The sequence below is a fragment of the Streptomyces sp. N50 genome, from assembly GCF_033335955.1.
Taxonomy (GTDB): domain Bacteria; phylum Actinomycetota; class Actinomycetes; order Streptomycetales; family Streptomycetaceae; genus Streptomyces.
The window spans coordinates 4,374,734-4,393,939 of sequence record NZ_CP137549.1 but is presented as its reverse complement, the minus strand read 5'-3'; the positions used below and the strand labels follow the sequence as shown (position 1 = coordinate 4,393,939).

The window sequence follows — 19,206 nt, the reverse complement described above, 5'->3', positions numbered from 1 at the left end:
ATGGACTTCACGCCCACGGAGGAGCAGGCGGCGGCCCGTGAGCTGGCCGCCCGGATCTTCGGCGACCTCGCGACACCCGAGCGGCTCACGGCGGCCGGGACGGACAGCGACCCCGAGCTGTGGAAGGCCCTGTGCGCGGCCGGACTGGTCGGCGCCGTCGAGGAGTTGGGCCTGCTCGGTCTCGTGCTGCTCCTGGAGGAACAGGGTCGGACGACGGCCCAGGTGCCCTTCGCGTCGACCTGCGTGTACGGGCTGCTGGCGGTGGCGGCCCATGGTTCACCCGAGCAGCGGGAGCGGTTGTTGCCGGGGATCGGGGACGGGTCGGTGGTGGTGTGCGGGGCGTTTCCGGCGCAGGGGGGTGTACGGGCCTCCGCGCAGGGCGAGTTGAGCGGGGTGGTTCCTGTCGTCCCCTGGCTGCGTGACGCCACGCATGTCCTGGTCGCCGACGACCGGCGTGAGTTGTGGCTGACCCCGGTCACGGAGGCCGTGCGCGTCGAGGCGGTCGCGCTGACGGCACCTTGGTCGGCGGGGCGACTGACGCTCGACGGGGCATCGGCGGAGCGGCTCGGTGCGGCGGGCGTTCACCTCGGCACCCAGGGCGAGCAGTCCCTGGCCCTGGCCCGCCCTCCAACTCCCTCCCCCTACAACGACGTTCTGGCCACCGCCCGTACCGCCTTCGCCGGGTTGCAGGCCGGGGTGGGTGCCGGTTCGCTCGCTCGGGCTGTGGCGCATGTGAACAGCCGGGAGCAGTTCGGGCGTCCGCTGGCGACGCGGCAGGGGGTTCAACTCCGGGCGGCGGACGCGCACATGGACATCGAGGCGATACGCGTGACGGCGTACGAGGCGGCCTGGCGGCGGGACGCGGGGCTGCCGTACGCCACGCACGCGCTGACCGCCGCCTGGTGGGCGTCCGAAGCGGGCCGGCGTGTCGTCCACACGGGTCAGCATCTGCACGGCGGGGCGGGGGCCGACCTGGACCATCCGGTGCACCGCCACTTCCTCTGGGGCCGGCAGTTGGACGCGTATCTGGGCGGCGGGGCCGAAGTGATGCAAGAACTGGGGGAGTTGATCGTGAGCGAGGAGGTGCGGCCATGAGGGCGGGTGAGGAGTTGCCACCGCTGGAGATCGAGATCACCCGCACCCTGATCGTCGCCGGGGCGGTTGCCTCCCGGGACTACCAGGACGTGCACCACGACGCGGAGGCGGCACGGCAGAAGGGCTCCCCCGACATCTTCATGAACATCCTGACGACGAACGGACTGGTCGGCCGCTACATCACGGACCACTTCGGCCCGGGAGCGATCCTCCGCAAGGTGGCCATACGGCTCGGCGCGCCCAACTACCCGGGCGACACGATGGTGTTGACGGGGCGGATCGAGGAGGCGGACGGCGACACCGCGACCGTGCGCGTGCTCGGGGCGAACGGCATCGGCAGGCATGTGACCGGCACGGTGACGGTGACCGTACCGACCGTATCGGGGGAGGCCGGGACATGAGCGCCCGTACCCGCGACACCCTCGGTGGGCAGGCGGCGATCGTCGGGATAGGGGCGACGGAGTTCTCCAAGGACTCGGGGCGCAGTGAGCTGCGGCTGGCGGTCGAGGCGGTGCGGGCCGCGTTGGACGACGCGGGGCTGACGCCGGCGGACGTGGACGGGATGGTCACGTTCACGATGGACACCAACCCGGAGATCACCGTGGCCCAGGCCTGCGGGATCGGTGAGCTGTCCTTCTTCTCCCGGGTCCACTACGGCGGCGGCGCGGCCTGCGCGACCGTCCAGCAGGCGGCGCTCGCGGTGGCGGCGGGGATCGCGGAGGTGGTGGTCTGCTACCGCGCCTTCAACGAGCGATCGGGACGGAGATTCGGTTCGGGGGTGACGCACCGGGAGCCGTCGGCGGAGGGCGCGGCGCTCGGCTGGGCGCTGCCGTTCGGGCTGCTCACGCCGGCGTCGTGGGTGGCGATGGCGGCGCAGCGGTATCTGCACACGTACGGCCTCACCCCGGAGGTGTTCGGGCAGGTGGCGGTGGTGGACCGCAAGTACGCGGCGACGAACCCGGCGGCGTACTTCCACGGCAGACCGATCACGCTAGCCGAGCACGCGGCGTCGCGGTGGATCGTGGAGCCGTTGCGGTTGCTGGACTGCTGCCAGGAGACGGACGGGGCGCAGGCGATCGTCGTCACGTCGGTGGAGCGGGCCCGCGACCTGCCGCGTCCGCCCGCCGTCATCGCGGCGGCGGCGCAGGGGGCCGGGCGGGCGCAGGAGCAGATGACCAGTTTCTACCGCGACGATCTGACCGGCCTGCCGGAGATGGGCGTGGTCGCGCGGCAGTTGTGGCGGACGGCGGGGCTGGGTCCTGAGGACCTGGACGTGGCGATCCTGTACGACCACTTCACGCCGTTCGTGCTGATGCAGCTGGAGGAGTTCGGGTTCTGCGGGAAGGGGGAGGCGGCGGACTTCGTTGCCGAGGAGCGGCTGCCGATCAACACACACGGGGGACAGCTCGGGGAGGCGTATCTGCACGGGATGAACGGGATCGCGGAGGGCGTCCGCCAGGTGCGGGGCACTGCCGTGAACCAGATACCGGGTGCCGGGCGGGTCCTGGTGACGGCGGGGACGGGGGTGCCGACATCGGGGCTGATACTCACGGGCTTCACGGAGCCTGCGACCTAGGCCGCCTTCGCGGCAGCGTCTGCCGACCTCGGGCCCCCGTCGTCCCCACCGCCCTTACCTCGGACGGGTGAGCCCCCAGGGGTAAACCCGCAGTACATGTCAGCCGCTCGTCCACCTTCAGGAGGTGGAGCCAGCCCCACCCCTACAACCTGAGGCGGAGTCTGCTTCGGGACCTGCGGCCGATCCGCAGGAGTGGGGGTCACTCATAGCGTGGAGCCATGACCACAGCAGTCTGCACCAGCGCGTCGAACGCCGCCGCACGGGCCGCCGCCGGAGCCGCCACCAGGCCTGCCACCCGGCCCGCACCCAGGCCCGCCGCACGGCCTGCCGCGCGGACAGTCACCCGGCCCGCCGCGCGGGCCACGCAGACCCAGGCTCAATCCCCATCCCAACCTCAGTCTCAGGCCCAGCCCCAATCTCACGCCCAGCCTCAGTCCCATACCGGGACCCAGGCCCAGGCACCTGCCCCGGCCCAGGTACCTGCCCCGGCTCGGGCCCAGGCGCTCACGTACCCCTCGTTCTCGTCGTACATGAGGGCCAGGCAGCCCGTGCTGCTGCGCACCGCGCGGTCGCTGACCGCGAACGCGTGTGACGCCGAGGACCTGTTGCAGACCGCGCTGACCAAGACGTACGTAGCCTGGGAGCGGATCGAGGACCACCGCGCGCTGGACGGTTACGTCCGCCGCGCGCTGCTGAACACGCGGACCTCGCAGTGGCGCAAGCGCAAGGTCGACGAGTTCGCGTGCGACGAGCTGCCCGAGCCGGAGGCGGTCGGCGGCGCGGAGGACCCGGCCGAGCAGCAGGCGTTGCACGACGCGATGTGGCGGGCGATCGCGAAGCTGCCGGAGCGGCAGCGGGCGATGGTCGTCCTCAGGTACTACGAGGACCTCAGCGAGGTCCAGACGGCCGAGGTGCTCGGGGTGTCCGTGGGCACGGTGAAGTCGGCGGTGTCGCGGGCGCTCGGCAAGCTGCGCGAGGACCCGGAGCTGGTTCTCGCCCGCTAGAGGCCGGCCAGGCACCGGATTCAAGTCACCCGGCTGCCGTCGAAGCCGGCCATGAAACCGCCCGCGTGGCAAGGTGACGTGATCGATCACCCGCCCCTAGTGACATACCGTGCGGTATGTGAGCAGAATCAGCGCATCCCTTACTACCGCGTAGGCAATGTCGCCCCGGGAGGACGCCGTGCTGAGCACCATGCAGGACGTACCGCTGCTGATCTCCAGGATCCTGACCCACGGGTCGACGGTCCACGGAACATCGCAGGTGATCAGCTGGACCGGTGAGGGAGAGCCGCAGCGCCGTTCCTTCGCGGAGGTCGGTGCCCGCTCGGCCCAACTGGCGCACGCCCTCCGGGAGGACCTCGGGGTGGTGGACGGCGAGCGCACGGCCACGCTGATGTGGAACAACGCCGAACACGTCGAGGCCTACTTCGCGATCCCCGCCATGGGCGCGGTGCTGCACACCCTCAACCTCCGCCTTCCGGCAGGCCAGTTGGAGTGGATCGTCAACCACGCGGCGGACCGGGTGGTGATCGTCAACGGTTCGCTGATCCCGTTGCTCGCGCCCCTGCTGCCCGAGCTGCCGACGGTCGAGCACATCGTCGTCTCCGGCCCCGGCGACCGCACCCCCCTCGACGGCGCCCACGCGCGCGTGCACGAGTACGAGGACCTCATCGCCGGCAAGCCGACCACGTACGACTGGCCCGAGCTGGACGAACGCCAGGCCGCCGCGATGTGCTACACCTCCGGCACGACGGGCGACCCCAAGGGGGTCATCTTCAGCCACCGTTCGATCTACCTGCACTCCATGCAGGTCAACATGACCCAGTCGATGGGACTCACGGACCAGGACACCTCCCTGGTCGTAGTCCCCCAATTCCACGTCAACGCCTGGGGGTTGCCGCACGCCACCTTCATGACCGGCGTGAACATGCTGATGCCGGACCGCTTCCTGCAGCCCGCTCCCCTCGCCGAGATGATCGAGAGCCAGCGCCCGACGCACGCGGCCGCCGTCCCCACCATCTGGCAGGGCCTGCTCGCCGAACTGACCGCCAAGCCCCGCGACGTCTCCTCGCTCACCCAGGTCACCATCGGCGGTTCGGCCTGCCCGCCCGCCCTCATGGCGGCCTTCGACAAGCTGGGCATGCGGGTCTGCCACGCCTGGGGCATGACGGAGACGTCCCCGCTGGGCACGGTCTCGCGCCCGCCGGCCGAGGCGGTCGGCACGGACCGGGAGTTCGAGTACCGGCTGACACAGGGCCGTTTCCCGGCGAGCGTCGAGGCCCGCCTCTCCGGTCCCGGCGGCGAACGGCTCCCCTGGGACGGCGAGTCCGCGGGCGAGCTGGAGGTGCGCGGCCCGTGGATCGCCGGCGCGTACTACAACGGCCCGGACGCCGAACCCCTGCGCCCCGCCGACAAGTTCAGCGAGGACGGCTGGCTCAAGACGGGTGACGTAGGCACCATCTCCCCCGACGGCTTCCTCACCCTCACCGACCGCGCCAAGGACGTCATCAAGTCCGGCGGCGAGTGGATCTCCTCCGTCGACCTGGAGAACGCCCTGATGTCCCACCCGGACATCACCGAGGCCGCCGTGGTCGCCGTACCGGACGAGAAGTGGGGCGAGCGTCCGTTGGCGACCGTCGTCCTCCGCGAGGGCTCCACCGCCGACTTCGAGTCCCTGCGCGCCTTCCTCGCCTCCGACATCTGCAAGATCGCCAAGTGGCAGCTCCCGGAACGCTGGACGATCATCGAGTCGGTCCCGAAGACGAGCGTCGGCAAGTTCGACAAGAAGGTGCTGCGCAGGCGGTACGCCGAGGGCGACCTGGACGTCACCAAGCTCTGACCGCGCACCGCGCACCGCGCACCCGTTCACGCCGATCCGCCGGGCGGGGAGCCCCACGGCTCCTGCCCGGCGTACGGCAACGTCATCGTCGTAGGCGAAGAACTCACCGGCGCGGAGGCGGAGAACTCACCGTCGCCGCCCGCCCGCAGCCGTCGACCCCCACCCGATCACCAGCCACACCCCCGCCACCACACACACCCCGCCCCAGCCCCAATGACTGAACGCCGGCCCCGCCAGCGACGAAGCGAGCGCGCCCCCGGTGAACCCGGCGACGACATACGCGGTGTTGGCGGTCGCCGGGGTGGAGGTGGTGGTGAGGGCGAGGGTCTGGTTGGCGACGTGGGAGGCGACCAGGGCCGCGTGGATCGCGATCGCGGCGACGAACAGGGCCCACAGGACGTGCCCGCCCAGCCAGAACAGCGGCACGGACACCGCCGCGAGCACATACGCGGACCGTACGACCTTCCCCGCCCCGAACCGGTCGACGAACCCGCCCGCGAGCGGAGCCACCGCGCTGGCCGCCAGCCCGAAGAGCCCGAACAGCCCGGCAGTCGCGGTCGAGAAGCCGTAGGAACCGCTCGTCGTGCCCGTCAGGAGCAGGGCGAGGGTCGTCCACAGGGCGCTCCACGCGCCGAACATCCCCGCCTGCCGCAGGCACGCGCGCCACAGGTCGGGCGAGGTGCGGACCAGGCCGGGCAGGGCGGCGAGGCCGGCGAACAGCGGGCCGGAGCCGCGGCGCTTCTCCGACGGGAGGACGTACGCGGTGGCCAGGCCGAGGACGAGCGTGAGGGCGGCCGAGCCGATGAAGACGACCCGCCAGCCGTAGGCCTGGCCGACCAGGCTGCCGACGACCCGCGCGGCCACGATTCCCGTGAACAGGCCCGCTATGACCGCCGCGACATGGCGGGCGCGGTGGTGGGCGGGGGCGCGTTCGGCGACCAGCGGGACGAGGAGTTGCGGTACGACGGTCGCGGCGGCCGCGACGAACACGGCGACCGCGAGGGCGGCCGTGCCGGGGGCCGCCGCGCCGACGAGCAGGGCCGCCGTGGTGGCCACGGAGAGGGCGGCGACCAGCGGGCGCCGGTTCACGCGGTCGCCGAGCGGCGCGAAGAAGAGGAGGCCGGTGGCGTAGCCGAACTGCGCGACCGACGCGATCCACGCCACGGCGGACGGGGTCGAGCCGAAGTCGTGCGCGATGAGGGGGAGCAGCGGGCCCGCGAGATAGATGTTCGCGGCCGTCACGGCGGTACAGACGGCGATGAGGACGAGGAAGAGACGGTCGGCGGCCGTGGGGACCGGCCTCGCGACCGACGTCTGCGCGATGGTTGCCGAGGACATGAGCGGTGGCACTCCTTCAGACCTGCGGGACTCGCGAGCCGCCCACGAAGACCCCGGGTCGGCTCTAACAACTAACTGGTTGGTTGGCAGCTGGAACAGCATGCAGCGCCCCGGAATTCCCTGTCAACCAAACGGTTGGTTACCGCCGCCCCCCGAGTACCCTGGCCCCATGGGAGTCAGAGACCCCGAGGCCACCAAGGCCCGGATCTTCGAGGCGGCGGTCGCCGAGTTCGCGCGGCACGGCATCGCGGGCGCGCGCATCGACCGCATCGCGTCCGAGGCGAAGGCCAACAAGCAGCTGATCTACGCCTACTTCGGCAACAAGGCGGAACTGTTCACGCAGGTCCTCGGCAGGTCCATGCTCGATCTGGCCGTCCAGCTCCCCGTCGACCCCGACGACATCGAGGGCTGGATCGACCGGCTCATGGACTACCACGCGGCCCACCCCGAAGTCCTGCGCCTCCTCTTCTGGGAGGGCCTGGAGTACGGCACCGCCGAACTGCCCGACGAGGCCGAGCGCCAGCAGCACTACGCGTTCAAGGTCGCCGCGCTCCAGGACGGCCAGGACCGGGGTGTCGTGAGCGACGCGATCCCGGCCCGCGACCTCCTCTTCCTGCTGGTCGCGATGGCCAACTGGGGTGTCGTCGTACCGCAGATGCGCCGCGTCCTGGTGGGCGCGGACGACACGGACCGGGACCGGCTCCGCGAGTCGATCAAGGAGGCGGCGCGCAGGCTGGTTGCCAAGTAGCCGTGCCCGCAGGTCGGTTGACGGTCAGTCAGGGCCGACCGCCAAGTGACCAGTACCGTCGGCTAGTTGGTACCGATCCGTGCCAACAGATCCACGATCCGCGACTGGACCTCCGTACTCGTCGACCGCTCGGCGAGGAAGAGCACCGTCTCACCCGACGCCAGCCGAGGCAGGTCGGCCTGGTCCACCGCGGCCGTGTACACGACGAGCGGGGTGCGGTTGAGCTGCCCGTTCGCGCGCAGCCAGTCGACGATCCCGGCCCGCCGCTTGTGCACCTGCAACAGGTCCATGACCACCAGATTGGGCCGCAGCTGCCCCGCCAGCGTCACCGCGTCCGCGTCGCTCGCGGCCCGGGCCACCTGCATCCCGCGCCGCTCCAGCGTCGCCGTCAGCGCCAGCGCGATCTCCGCGTGCTCCTCGATCAGCAGCACCCGCGGCGGATGCTGCTCACTGTCCCGAGGCGCCAGCGCCTTCAACAGAACGGCGGGATCGGCACCGTAGGCCGCCTCACGCGTGGCCTGCCCGAGCCCGGCGGTCACGAGCACCGGCACCTCGGCCGCGACGGCCGCCTGCCGCAACGACTGAAGCGCGGTCCGCGTGATCGGCCCGGTCAACGGGTCCACGAACAGCGCCGCCGGGAACGCGGCGATCTGCGCGTCGACCTCCTCGCGCGAGTGCACGATGACGGGCCGGTACCCGCGGTCGCTCAGCGCCTGCGTGGTCGTCACGTCCGGCGCGGGCCACACGAGCAGCCGACGCGGATTGTCGAGCGGCTCGGGCGGCAGCTCGTCGTCGAGCGGCTGCGGCCTAGGCGTATCCGCGATCTCGACGGCACCGCCCGGCCCGTCCAACGGCTCCGGCCCCTCGGCCGCGTTCTCGTCCGGTGCTCCTATGGCGTACGACCGCCCGGCCCCCTCGGTCATCTGCGCGAGCCGGGACTGCCCGGCCATGGAGGGCTGAGCCCGCTCACTCTGCTCCGCCACCCCGGCGGCGGTTTCGGGCCGGGTCCCCAACTTCCGTCGCCGACCGCCCGATTGATGCGGCGGAGGCGTAGGCGTGGCGACAGGCACCTGCACCTGAGCGGCCTGCCGCGTGAACGGCACCCCCTGCCCCAGCGTCCGCACACTGATCGCCCGCCCCTGAGTGGAGTTGGGGTCAATGGGCGCGGCGGCTTCAGCGGGAAGCGGCTGAGCGGCACGTGCCTGCGCGGGTACGGGAGTCCCGGGTGCGGGCGTGTTCGGATTCGGCTGCGGATCCGGGGCCGCGTTCGGCGCTACGGCGGTCTCGGCGCCGTTCGCCGCTACGGGTGCCGGAGCCGCGGCGGGCAGCGCCTGCGGCGGCACCGGCTCACCGGACTGCCCCTGCACGGGGGCGACTTGACCGGGGATGCCGTGCGGGGAGACGGGTTGCCCCTGGGTCCCCTGAGCCGGAAGCCCTTGCGCGGGCACGGCCTGACCGGGAATCCCCTGCGGCGGAATCGGCTGACCGGGAACACCGGGAGCGGCTTGCCCCGGGATCCCCTGAGGCGAGACAGGCTGGCCGGGATGTCCCTGCCCCTGGATCCCCTGCGGCGCGACCGGCTGCCCGGGGTTCCCCTGAGCCGGAATCCCCTGCCCGGGAACCGCCTCGGCCGGCAACGGCTGCCCCGCCGGAGCCTGCCCCGGGCCGGAAAGCCCCTGCGCGGGGGCAAGCCGCACAGCGGCACCGGGCTGCCCGGCAACCGCCTGACCCCCCACTGCCTGCCCAACTCCCGCCTGCGCAACGCCCTGTTGCTGCCCGGCACCGACCCGAGCCGGCACCCCCGGCTGCCCCTGCCCGGCCGTCCCCTGCGCCGGAACCACCGCACCGGGTTGCCCCTGCCCCTGCACCCCGACGCCGGCCTGAACCGAGGCGGACTCCCCACCCTGCGCCTGAACTTGCTGCTGAACCTGAGCCTGAGCCTGCGGCTGCGGCTGCGGCTGAGCAACAGCCCGACGCCGCCGCCCAGTTGGCGCGCTCGCGGGATGAGGCTGAGGCGGAGTGTGATCGTCACCCTGATCGACCGGAACGGCATCGTGCCGCCCGTCATCACCGGGATGCCCACCAGGAACACCCCCGGGAACCTGCCCAGGCGCAACCGGAACCCCGGGCGCAACCGGAACCCCAGGCGCAACCGGAACCCCCGGAGCCTGTGCAACTCCCGGCGCCTGCGCGGCCGTAGCCGCAGAAACGTCCGGCGTCCGATCGGCCTCGGCCGGCGGCAACGCGAACACGGTCCGCGCCCCCGCCTCCTGCGCGGCGGCCCGCTCGGCCGCGGCAGCCAGGGCCCGGCGCCGACGCCCGGTCGGCTGCCCGTCCTCGCCACCGGAGTCGTCAGCACCACCGGAGTCATCGGCCGAGCCGCCCGCGGGCAACGCGGCGGCCGGCAACGCCTGCCGCTCACCACCTGCGGGCACACCGCGCGGCGACACGGTGCCACCCAGTCCCGTACCCGAAGCCGCGGTCCCGGCGGCATGCTCCGCCGCCGTCATCACAGCGCCCTCGGAGACACCCCCGGACACACTGTCCGAGTCGTCCCCGGCCGCACCCTCGGCCGCCCGTCCACGCCGCCGCCCGGTACCGCTGGACGCCCCGTCACCGCCGGCCTCCGCAGCGGCCGACTCATCGCCCGCCCGCCTCCTGCGCCGCCCGGTGGGCACGGCGGCCTCACCACCGGGGCCACCGGAACCACCCGTGTCATCGGCCCCCGGCACCTCGCTCTCCAGGAACGCGTCCACGGAGGAACGCCGGGCCCGCCGCCGCCCGTTGCTGCCCGACGCGGGCTCGGCCAGGGCGAGTTCGGCGCCGCCACCGGTAGCGGCCGGAGCCGCGACGGCCCCGGCCCCGCCCCCGATGGGCACCTCCAGCACATACGCGCTGCCGCTCATCCCGGGCACGTCGTGCGTCTGCAGCACCCCACCGTGCGCCCGCACGATCCCGCGCACGATCGGCTCGTGCACCGGGTCTCCCCCGGCATACGGCCCGCGCACCTCGATCCGTACGACCTCACCGCGCTGCGCGGCCGCCACGACGACCGTGTTGTCCATGTAACCGCCCGCAGAAACGGGCGAGTTGCCGGTCGCGTCGACCCCCGCGACATCCGCGACGAGATGCGCGAGCGCGGTCGCGAGCAGCCCGGGATCGACCTCGGCCTCGATGGGCGGGGCATGCACGGCGAACTGCACCCGCCCGGGCCCGATCAGCTCCACGGCCCCGTCGACACCGGCGGCTACCACCGCGTCCAGCATCACCTTCGTACGGGCGAGCTCCCCGTCGCCGGTCTCCAGCCGCTGGTACCCGAGGACGTTGTCGATGAGCTGCGTGATGCGCGAGTACCCGGCCGACAGATGATGCAGAACCTGATTCGCCTCGGGCCACAGCTGCCCCGCGTCATCGGCGGCCAACGCGGCCAGTTCGCGGCGCAGTTCGTCGAGGGGGCCGCGCAACGACCGCCCGAGCAGCGTGAGGAGTTGCTCGTGCCGTCCGGCCAGCTCCTCGAAGCGGTCCTTCTCCCGCTCCCCGAGCGCGGCGTACCGCTCCTCGTTCGCGGCGAGTTCCTCCTCGTGCCGCTCCTGGAGCTCTTCCAGCTCGGTGATGTGCTTCTGGCGCAGCGAGGTCAGTTCGGAGGCGTGTTCTTCGTCGAGCCGCTCCAGCTCGTCCCGGTGCAGCTTGTCGGCGGCGTCCTTCTCCTCGGCGAGCGAGTCGTACGGCCGCCGGTCGGTGAACGTCATCACGGCGCCGACGAGTTGGTCGCCGTCGCGCACGGGCGCGGTGGTGAGGTCGACGGAGACCCGGTCCCCGTTCTTGGCGAACAGCACCTGCCCGCGAACCCGGTGCTTGCGCCCGGACCGCAGGGTGTCGGCGAGCGGCGACTCGGCGTACGGGAACGGGGAGCCGTCCGCCCGCGAGTGCAGCACCAGCGTGTGCAGTTCCTTGCCGCCGAGATCACTGGCGCGGTACCCGAGGATCTGCGCGGCGGCCGGATTGACGAGCACGACCCGCCCGTCCGTGTCCGTCCCTACGACGCCCTCGGCGGCCGCGCGCAGGATCATCTCGGTCTGCCGCTGCGAACGGGCCAGCTCGGCCTCGGTGTCCACGGTCCCGGAGAGGTCGCGCACGACGAGCATCAGGAGCTCGTCGGAGGTGTAGCCGTAGCCGTCGTAGGCCTGCTGGCCGTCTTCGAGGTTGGCGCTGGTGACTTCGACGGGGAACTCGGAGCCGTCGGTGCGGCGGGCGGTCATGCGGGTGGGCTTGGTCCGGCCGCGCGGGTCCATCGAGTCGGGGCGGCGCATGGAACCCGGGATGAGCCGGGAGTCGAACTCCGGCAGCAGGTCCAGCAGTCCGCGCCCGACGAGCGCGGTGCCCGGCGCCTCGAAGGCCTCCAGCGCGATGGTGTTCGCGTTGACGACGGTCCCGTTGGCGTTGACCAGGACCAACGCGTCCGGGAGCGCGTCGAGTATGGCTGCGAGGCGAGCAGCGCCTCGGGATGGCCTGCTGCTCACGAGACGCTTCCTCCCTGTTACCGCACCTTGCCGACCGCGGAGGCCATCTTGCCAACCTGCCCGCGACGTGTCACGCGAGGGAGTCTAAGGGCAGTCCTTGTGCTCGCGGAGTGAGATGAGAGGGAGGTCGCACGGTGAAGTGACGTAGAACGTGTGACCGAGCGCTGACCGGCCACCGTTCCCCGGTGTCTTCAGCGGCCTCCGCTTGCCTCTGGCCTCCGCTTGTCCCTAGCGTCCGGCGCCGAGGTCGGGCAGCAGCGGGACCATCGCGTTCCAGCGGGAGATCTCGCAGCCGTTGCCCCGGTCGTACGTCGCGTCGACCGGGCGGCCGGCCCAGGTGCCGGTGACATGGGCGGTGGCGGGGCCGCCGTAGATCATCGTGCACATGCTGTCCGGGGGGACCGGGGCGAAGGGGTCCTTTCCCCACTGGGTGTTGCGGCCGACGGCCTCGCAGGCGCCGGTCACGTCCGGGTGGGTGCCGCCGCCGGGGTGGCAGTACAGGTCGTGCGTGCCGTCGGCCGAGCCGCCCGTGTGCCGGACGGTGACGGTGAGGTGGTCGCCGCCGGAGCGGTCCTCGTCGCGGACGGGCGGTGGCGCGAGGGTGCGGAGGGTGCCGGGGGACGCGGTGGCGGGCACGGCGGCCAGCGAGCCGGCGGTGGCGGCGGACGCGGCGGCGATCACGAGGAGACGGAGTGGGCTGAGCGGACTGAGCGGGCGGTGGAGACGGCTGACCTGGGACATGACCTGACTAACGGCCGCCGCCCCCGGACGTTGCGGACACGGCGGCCGGCATCAACGGCTTTGCCCTGCGGGCCGCCTGCCTAGTACCGTGGGAGGCGATTGGTGACACCGCGCTCGTCTGTGTCATCATCTGCACGCACCTTCCGCGCTCGCGCGGGTGGTTGTGCTGGAGGCGTCGCCTAGTCCGGTCTATGGCGCCGCACTGCTAATGCGGTTTGGGACGCAAATCCCATCGAGGGTTCAAATCCCTCCGCCTCCGCACCTCACCGAAGCCCCGGTCCGACGACCGGGGCTTCGGTCGTTCCCAGGTGCCGTTCCCAGGACCCCTCCGTAAGGGTGTTTTCGCAGCTCACAATGGGTATGGCTAACGGATTTCACATGACGGCGGCAGTCATGTAATGTTCTTCCTGTCGCCGCGAGCGGGCCGGAAGGGCCGGGAACGACGAAGGAAAACAAGAGAAAACAAGCACTCGTAGCTTAACGGATAGAGCATCTGACTACGGATCAGAAGGTTGCAGGTTCGAATCCTGCCGAGTGCACATCTGACGAGAGGCCCCGGAGCGATCCGGGGCCTCTCGCGTGTGCCCCTCGTGCTGTCCCTGGCGCGTATGCCCCGGCGTCCGTTGTTTCGAAGGCCGGTGGCGGATTCTGGTGGTTCCGGTGCGGGTCCGGGAAGGGCCAGGTCAGGGGCGTGAGGGGTACGTCCGGGGCCTCGAAGTGGTTCCCGAGTGCCCGATCTGTGATGAACAAGCGATGTGGACGGCCTCAGCGAGTGGCGTGTCTAGGCCCATACTGGAGTCAATGACAAAGCCAGCTGCACCGAAGCGCTATTTGCCCACCAGTCCCTTCAAGGCCCCGGCCGCGGCGGCACCCAAGCAGTTCGCCGTGGGCGACCAGGTCACACACGACATGTACGGCCTCGGCCGGGTCATCGGCATCGAGGACGGAATCGCGGTGCTCGTCGACTTCGGGTCGGTCCAGGAGCGCATCCTGAGCCCGTACTCCAAGATGAGCAAGCTGTAGGACCGCTGTGCCCGGTTCACGGCACACCAGGTCCTAGCGGCCTGTAACGAACGGGAGACCTCTCATCGAACTGACCTCGCTGTTCTCCGCCCCGGAAGGGGCGTCCCGCCAGTCCAGCGCGGGATCGCCCCCTCCGGCGACGAACCCCTTCCAGGCCCCGGACTTCGGGGAGGACGAGACGCTGCTGCTCGACGACGGGCAAGCACCCTTCTCGGACATGGACGAGGTTTTCCGCAGGGCGGGCTAGTCAAGGCGGGCCGGGCTTCCACGGCCACGACGGGCCGGTTCTCCCCGGCCATGGCGGGCCAGGTTTCCACGGCCGGGTCCGACGAAGCCCCGTCAGTCGGCAGCGAGCCATATGCCTCGCTTTCCGCTGCCTTCTTCCGCTTCCGCCCGCTTTCCTCGGCGGTCTCTCAGCGATCCTCGGCCGGCCACCCCGTGGCCCGGAACACGGCGACGGGGTCCAGATAGTCGTGCCAGTGCGTCACCTTCCGGTCCTTGACGGTGAGCACGGAGACGAAGTGGTTGTCGTAGGCCCGCCCGGTGCGGACAGCCCGTCCGTGCACCGCGTACTCGAGGACGACCACGGACGTCCGGGGGTCCCGGTGGACGGCCAGTCCGTCCGCGCTGTGCAGCAGCATGACCTCGCCGTAGCCGCGATACAGGTCCGCCACCGCCCCGCGTCCCTCGACCCGGCGCGGGTAGCCGGGCACGGACACGACGTACTCGACGACCACGTCCTCGGCCAGCAGCTCGAAGAAGTGATCGCCGTCGACGAGCCCCGCGAGCCCTTCCTGGACGATCCGGAAGAACGGGTCGAGCGCCGCGAACTCGCCCATGTCCTCGGTCACTTCACCACCGCCGGGGATGCCCAGGCACCGGCGTCGCGCCGCGCGAAGTCGGCGAAGGCGGTCGGTGCCCGGCCGGTGACCTTCTCGATGTCGTCGTTGGGCGTGGAACCGTTCCCGGAGACGATCGCCCCGGTCAGCCAGCGCAGCATCACCGCGTAGTCGGCGGGGACGACCCCGGCCGCGACCGCACCCCCGATCCACACCTCCGGGTCGATGTCCTGATGCCGCACAGGCCGGCCGCTCACGGCGGCGATGGCGTCGGCGACCTCGGCGACGGTGAGCGCCTGCGGACCGGTCGGCGCGTACCGAGCCCCGTGATGCCCCTCGGGGTCGAGCAGCGTCTCCACCGCGACGGCGGCGATGTCGCCCGCGTCGACGAAGGCCTCCGTACGGCCGCCCGTCGGCACCGTGATCACACCGTCGACGACCGGCAGGTGCGCGTCGCTGAAGTTCTGCATCACCCACGCGGGCCGCAGGATCGCGTGCGTGAGGGTGTCCCGGGCGGCGAGATCCTCCTCTACGGCCCTGATGTCGACGTCCGGGGGCGCCAGTTGGCCGCCGTAGGTGCTCAGGTAGGTGACGTGACGTACCCCCGCGGCCACGGCGAGGTCGAGGAACGCGGCCACCTGGTCGGCGTAGGAGATCCGCAGGACGGGGGTGACGAGGTAGAGGCGGTCGACGCCGTCGAGGGCGGCGGGGTGGGTGGCCGGGGCGTCCCAGTCGAAGAGGACGTCGGCGCCGTGGCGGGCGGCGGTGCGGGCGGGCAGTCCTCGTTCGGGGAGCTGCCGGGCCACGAGGGAGCCGGTGCGGCCGGTGCCGCCGAGGACGAGGGCGGTGGGGGTGATCCAGTCATGGCTCCATCGTGGGAGGGGGACGGGAGCGGATCAATGTGTGAATCGCTCGATTCGTTACGTCAGACGCTTGAGGAGGTCCTTGTCGGGGCCGCCTGACGGATACTGATCGGGTGGACGTACTGCACGACCGCCTCGCGCGGGCCCGCGCCTCCGGTGCCGTTTTCGCGCGGACGGTGGCCGAACCGCCGTGGGGACTGCGGCTGGCCGGGTCGATCCAGCTGGCCGTGCACACCGTCGTACGGGGGCGGGGCTGGCTGTGGCTGGACGACCCCGGCGGCGCGGTGGAACTCGTGCCGGGTGAGGTGACGCTCGTGCGGGGTGGCCCCGATCACCACATCGGGCACGAGCCGGGTGCGGAGTGCCTGGAGCCGGAGGAGTTCCGGAACAGGCATGCGCGGGACGGGAGTTCGGAGGATCCGCGGGCGACGGTGTTCCTGTGCGGCGCGTACCGGTTCTCGGGGGACATCGGTGCCGGGCTGCTGGAGGCGCTGCCGCAGGTGCTGACGCTGTCGGCGGCGGTGGGGGATCCGTTGCGGGACGTGATCGGGCTGCTGTCCCACGAGTTGGCGACTCCGGCGCCGGGCGAACCGGGCGGGCCCACGGTCCTGGACCGGCTCCTGGACGTCCTCCTGGTGCTCGCCATCCGCAACGACTTCCGACGCAGCCCCAACGCGCCCCGCTGGTACCGGGCTTGTGCGGATCCCCGCCTGAACGCGGCACTCCAGGCCGTCCACGAGAACGCCGGCCACTCCTGGACGGTGCCCGAACTCGCCGCGATCAGCGGGCTGTCGAGGGCGGCGTTCGCCCGCACCTTCCGCGACGCCCTGGGCCAGACCCCGATGCAGTACCTGACCGACTGGCGGATGGCGTTGGCCCGCGACCACCTCCGCACCGGCGACCTCACCCTCACGGCCATCGCCCACGCCGTCGGTTACACCTCGCCGTACGCCTTCGCGGCGGCCTTCACCCGCAACCATGGGGAGCCGCCGGGGAGTTGGCGCCAACGGGAGTCACACCCGGGGAAGGACGCCACCCTCAGGGCGTCGCACCGATGAGGACCAGGGACGCTTCGTACACGTCCGCGTCCCGCAGCGCCCCGTACCGGGAGTCCCAACTCCCGTCCCTCCGTAGGGGATGGGTACGGGGGTGACGGTGACGGTCCCTCCGAGGGCGTCGGCGATCCTGTCGACGGATGGATAACGCCGGGCCTCGGTGTCCAGCACCAGCACCAGGGGCGCGGACTCGTACAGCCGGAACTCCCGCACCAGCGCCGGATCGCAGGTCAGCGCGGCGACAGGCCCCCGGGCCTCCCGACGCATCGAACACCCCATCACCGAAAGGCAGTTGCTCGGCCACCGCGTCAACTGCCCTGACCAGCCCCGGCCCCCGCTGTTCCCCGCGCCGATGGTCCCGTAGTCGACGTCACCGGCACTGCCGTCGGCGTCGTCGGGGTCGTCGGGGAGCGTTTCGTCCACACTTCCATCATGGTCACCCACCGCCAAGATCACACCGCCCACTGGACGCGGTACTTCGCCGAGCGCGGTCACGGACAGGTCCAGGCGCTCGCCGCGGGTGTCGAGGGTGCCGTCTACCGGCTCGGGGACGGGACCGTCGGGAAGGTGTGGAGCGGTCGGCGGCCGGCCGGGGTGGAGCTGATGCGGCGGGTGTACGCGGACATCGCCGGGCACTCGGCGTCGTTGCCCTTCGCCACGCCGGAGATTCTCGGCGTCGAGGAGCATGAGGGCGTACTGGTCACCTATGAACGGGAGTTGGGCGGTGTCCCACTGCGGGCCGACTCGGCGGTCGTGGCGCCGGGACCGGAGTTGGCCGCACGGGAGACCGATGCCCTGCTGACGGTGTTGCGCGGGCTGGCCGCCGTGCCCGGTACCGAGGCCATGCGGCGGCTCACCGTGCAGGGTGATGATCGGGCCCTCTGGGAGGGGCACTCCCGGTTTCCCGACGCGCTGGCCGACCTCGTCCCGCGTGCCGTTCGCCGGCATGGGGGTCTGCTCGCCGCTCAGGTTCCGGGGCTCGCGGGCATCGTGCGCGGGACGGTGGAATCCCTGCGGGCGCTTCCCGACGGTGGGCCGGTCAGTGTCGTGCATGGGGACCTCGTGCCGCCGAACGTCCACGTCGACGGTACCGGCGCCCCTGTGGCCGTACTCGACTTCGGGTTCTTCACGACCGCCGGGGACCCGGCCTTCGAGGCCGCCGTGGCAGCCGCCGTATGGGACATGTACGGGCCGTACGCGGAACGGCATACCGCCACGCTCACCCGGTTGTTCGCCGAGGAGTTCCGGTACTCGCCCGACACGCTCGTCCTTTATCAGCGGGCGTATGCGCTGGCGACCTACGACCTGTTCTCGTCGGACGGTGGGGACGGGCATTTCCGTTGGTGCGTGGGGGTGCTTACGCGGCCGCGCTGAACGCGGAGGGGCCCACCGGGATCGTGATGGCGGTCGTGCGCGGGGCGCGGTCCGTGAAGACGAACAGGCGCAGGACCAGGAAGCGGCCGATGCCCGCGAGGCCGGAGGCGCTGAGGTAGACGATCTGCTCGGTGAGCATGCCCGGGGAGGGCTGGACGGTGTGGAGGATCAGGATCGCCGCAGACGTCGCCGCGTAGGCCGCCGTGGCCGAACCCGCCGACTGCCAGTGCTCGCGCCAGCCCGGGCGGCGGCCGGTGCCGAAGGTGAACAGGGCGTGCAGCTCGGTGCAGAGGATCGTCGAGGCGATCGTGATCAGGGCGTTCGCCGCCGCCCACGGCATCAGCGCGGCCAGCATCGGTACCGCCGCGCTGGACAGCACCCCGACCCCGCCGCCGCACACCACGAACCTGACGAAGGACGCGAACGGGCCCGGCGCGGCGGCCGCGGGGGTCGTCCCGGTCGCGGTTCCCGGCTTCGGCGAGAGCAGCGACTTCATGGGATTTCCCTCCGTACGGCGGCCGTTGGGCCTCTGCCGGATCTCTGTCACCGGCTGAGGTCAACGATGCCGTCGTACGGGTCCGGGCACGATGAAGCGGTCTCCCGGACCATTGGTGTAGCGGGCTGTACCAAGGGGGTCGGGTTTACCCCCCGTCCCGCGCCCGGAGTTCCTCGATGTAGTCCTGCGCGAGCGTCGCCGTCCGCGTGAACCAGTCGTTCAGTACGGCGATCTCGGCGGGGGAGTAGTCGGCGAACTGGGCGTTGAGGCGGTCGTAGTAGGGGCCGTAGAGGGCGACGACCCGGGTCACCGCGTCCGGTACCGAGGCCACGCGGACGCGGCGGCGGTCGGTGGGGTCGGGGACGCGGGTGATGAAACCGGCGCGCTCCAGGCGGTTGAGGATGCCGGTCGCCGCGCCGGTCGTGACGTGGGCGTGCTCGGCGAGGTCGCCCGCCGTGAGGAGGTTCTCGCCGGCCTTCAGGACGCAGGCGAAGCAGAGCAGATCGGTGACGTTCAGGCCCAGCCGCTCGGCCATTTCCTGCTGGCCGAGCTGGGCGGTTGCGATGAGGGAGTCCATCGCGTCCAGCGCCTGGGCCGGGGTGGCGGTGGGGCGAGGCTTGGCTTGCATGGTTATTGCCTTAGCTGGTGAGAGGTTTCTACTCTAAACTTCTTAGATGGTGAGATAGCTACGGAGGCC

17 protein-coding genes and 2 tRNA genes are annotated in these 19,206 nt (G+C 71.7%); 11 read left to right on the top strand and 8 right to left on the bottom strand.

The genetic code is table 11. The annotated features are described in order from the left end of the window. The 5 genes from R2B38_RS19450 (at window position 1) to R2B38_RS19430 (ending at window position 5,512) form a co-directional block, all read left to right on the top strand. Complete coding sequence (locus R2B38_RS19450) at window positions 1-1,095, top strand: acyl-CoA dehydrogenase family protein (protein WP_318017367.1); 1,095 nt, start codon at window positions 1-3, stop codon at window positions 1,093-1,095. After that, a complete protein-coding gene (locus R2B38_RS19445) occupies window positions 1,092-1,496 on the top strand; it encodes a MaoC family dehydratase (RefSeq protein ID WP_318017366.1) in 405 nt (134 codons plus the stop codon). The genes R2B38_RS19450 and R2B38_RS19445 overlap by 4 nt, the downstream gene beginning before the upstream one ends. Then, on the top strand, window positions 1,493-2,671 hold the full coding sequence (locus tag R2B38_RS19440; protein ID WP_318017365.1) for a lipid-transfer protein: 1,179 nt from the start codon (window positions 1,493-1,495) through the stop codon (window positions 2,669-2,671). The genes R2B38_RS19445 and R2B38_RS19440 overlap by 4 nt, the downstream gene beginning before the upstream one ends. Before the next feature lie 530 nt (window positions 2,672-3,201). Next, the gene (locus R2B38_RS19435; protein ID WP_033285534.1) at window positions 3,202-3,675 is read left to right on the top strand and encodes a SigE family RNA polymerase sigma factor; all 474 of its coding nucleotides are present in this window, start codon (window positions 3,202-3,204) and stop codon (window positions 3,673-3,675) included. A 157-nt stretch (window positions 3,676-3,832) separates the two neighbouring features. Beyond that, window positions 3,833-5,512 carry a long-chain fatty acid--CoA ligase gene (locus R2B38_RS19430; RefSeq protein WP_318017364.1) on the top strand — a complete coding sequence of 560 codons (1,680 nt, stop codon included), beginning with the start codon at window positions 3,833-3,835 and terminating at the stop codon, window positions 5,510-5,512. A 126-nt stretch (window positions 5,513-5,638) separates the two neighbouring features. Here R2B38_RS19430 and R2B38_RS19425 read toward each other — a convergent pair whose 3' ends face one another. Next, window positions 5,639-6,850, bottom strand: a complete 1,212-nt coding sequence (locus tag R2B38_RS19425; RefSeq protein ID WP_318017363.1) for an MFS transporter — start codon at window positions 6,848-6,850, stop codon at window positions 5,639-5,641. Between the two features lie 169 nt (window positions 6,851-7,019). Here R2B38_RS19425 and R2B38_RS19420 point away from each other — a divergent pair, with 169 nt between their 5' ends. After that, complete coding sequence (locus tag R2B38_RS19420; protein WP_318017362.1) at window positions 7,020-7,598, top strand: TetR family transcriptional regulator; 579 nt, start codon at window positions 7,020-7,022, stop codon at window positions 7,596-7,598. A gap of 62 nt (window positions 7,599-7,660) precedes the next feature. Here the strand turns inward: R2B38_RS19420 and R2B38_RS19415 are convergent, their stop codons facing one another. Next, complete coding sequence (locus R2B38_RS19415; protein WP_318017361.1) at window positions 7,661-12,118, bottom strand: PAS domain-containing protein; 4,458 nt, start codon at window positions 12,116-12,118, stop codon at window positions 7,661-7,663. Between the two features lie 228 nt (window positions 12,119-12,346). After that, window positions 12,347-12,859 carry an SSI family serine proteinase inhibitor gene (locus R2B38_RS19410; RefSeq protein WP_318017360.1) on the bottom strand — a complete coding sequence of 171 codons (513 nt, stop codon included), beginning with the start codon at window positions 12,857-12,859 and terminating at the stop codon, window positions 12,347-12,349. 168 nt (window positions 12,860-13,027) lie between these two features. On the opposite strand from R2B38_RS19410, the gene R2B38_RS19405 reads away from it, so the two are divergent. From R2B38_RS19405 to R2B38_RS19395, 3 genes are all read left to right on the top strand, one after another. Beyond that, window positions 13,028-13,118 (top strand) — tRNA-Ser (locus tag R2B38_RS19405). A gap of 207 nt (window positions 13,119-13,325) precedes the next feature. Continuing rightward, a tRNA-Arg gene (locus R2B38_RS19400) sits at window positions 13,326-13,398 on the top strand. 262 nt (window positions 13,399-13,660) lie between these two features. Then, the gene (locus tag R2B38_RS19395) at window positions 13,661-13,882 is read left to right on the top strand and encodes a hypothetical protein (protein ID WP_033285538.1); all 222 of its coding nucleotides are present in this window, start codon (window positions 13,661-13,663) and stop codon (window positions 13,880-13,882) included. A gap of 413 nt (window positions 13,883-14,295) precedes the next feature. On the opposite strand, the gene R2B38_RS19390 is transcribed toward R2B38_RS19395, so the two are convergent. Then, window positions 14,296-14,733: a nuclear transport factor 2 family protein gene (locus R2B38_RS19390; RefSeq protein ID WP_318017359.1), complete on the bottom strand. Its 438-nt coding sequence runs from the start codon at window positions 14,731-14,733 to the stop codon at window positions 14,296-14,298. Beyond that, complete coding sequence (locus R2B38_RS19385) at window positions 14,730-15,527, bottom strand: NmrA family NAD(P)-binding protein (RefSeq protein WP_411978475.1); 798 nt, start codon at window positions 15,525-15,527, stop codon at window positions 14,730-14,732. The genes R2B38_RS19390 and R2B38_RS19385 overlap by 4 nt, the downstream gene beginning before the upstream one ends. A gap of 170 nt (window positions 15,528-15,697) precedes the next feature. Here R2B38_RS19385 and R2B38_RS19380 point away from each other — a divergent pair, with 170 nt between their 5' ends. After that, a complete protein-coding gene (locus tag R2B38_RS19380; RefSeq protein ID WP_318017358.1) occupies window positions 15,698-16,642 on the top strand; it encodes an AraC family transcriptional regulator in 945 nt (314 codons plus the stop codon). Here the strand turns inward: R2B38_RS19380 and R2B38_RS19375 are convergent. Beyond that, window positions 16,598-17,062, bottom strand: coding sequence for a hypothetical protein (locus R2B38_RS19375; RefSeq protein WP_318017357.1), 465 nt, complete (start codon window positions 17,060-17,062; stop codon window positions 16,598-16,600). The genes R2B38_RS19380 and R2B38_RS19375 overlap by 45 nt on opposite strands. 9 nt (window positions 17,063-17,071) lie before the next feature. On the opposite strand from R2B38_RS19375, the gene R2B38_RS19370 reads away from it, so the two are divergent. After that, complete coding sequence (locus tag R2B38_RS19370; RefSeq protein WP_318017356.1) at window positions 17,072-18,013, top strand: aminoglycoside phosphotransferase family protein; 942 nt, start codon at window positions 17,072-17,074, stop codon at window positions 18,011-18,013. On the opposite strand, the gene R2B38_RS19365 is transcribed toward R2B38_RS19370, so the two are convergent. Further along, window positions 17,997-18,509 (bottom strand): GtrA family protein, encoded by a 513-nt coding sequence (locus R2B38_RS19365; RefSeq protein ID WP_318017355.1) that lies wholly within the window; start codon window positions 18,507-18,509, stop codon window positions 17,997-17,999. The genes R2B38_RS19370 and R2B38_RS19365 overlap by 17 nt on opposite strands. A 145-nt stretch (window positions 18,510-18,654) precedes the next feature. Next, window positions 18,655-19,137, bottom strand: coding sequence for a MarR family winged helix-turn-helix transcriptional regulator (locus R2B38_RS19360; RefSeq protein ID WP_318017354.1), 483 nt, complete (start codon window positions 19,135-19,137; stop codon window positions 18,655-18,657). Window positions 19,138-19,206 lie beyond the last annotated feature (69 nt).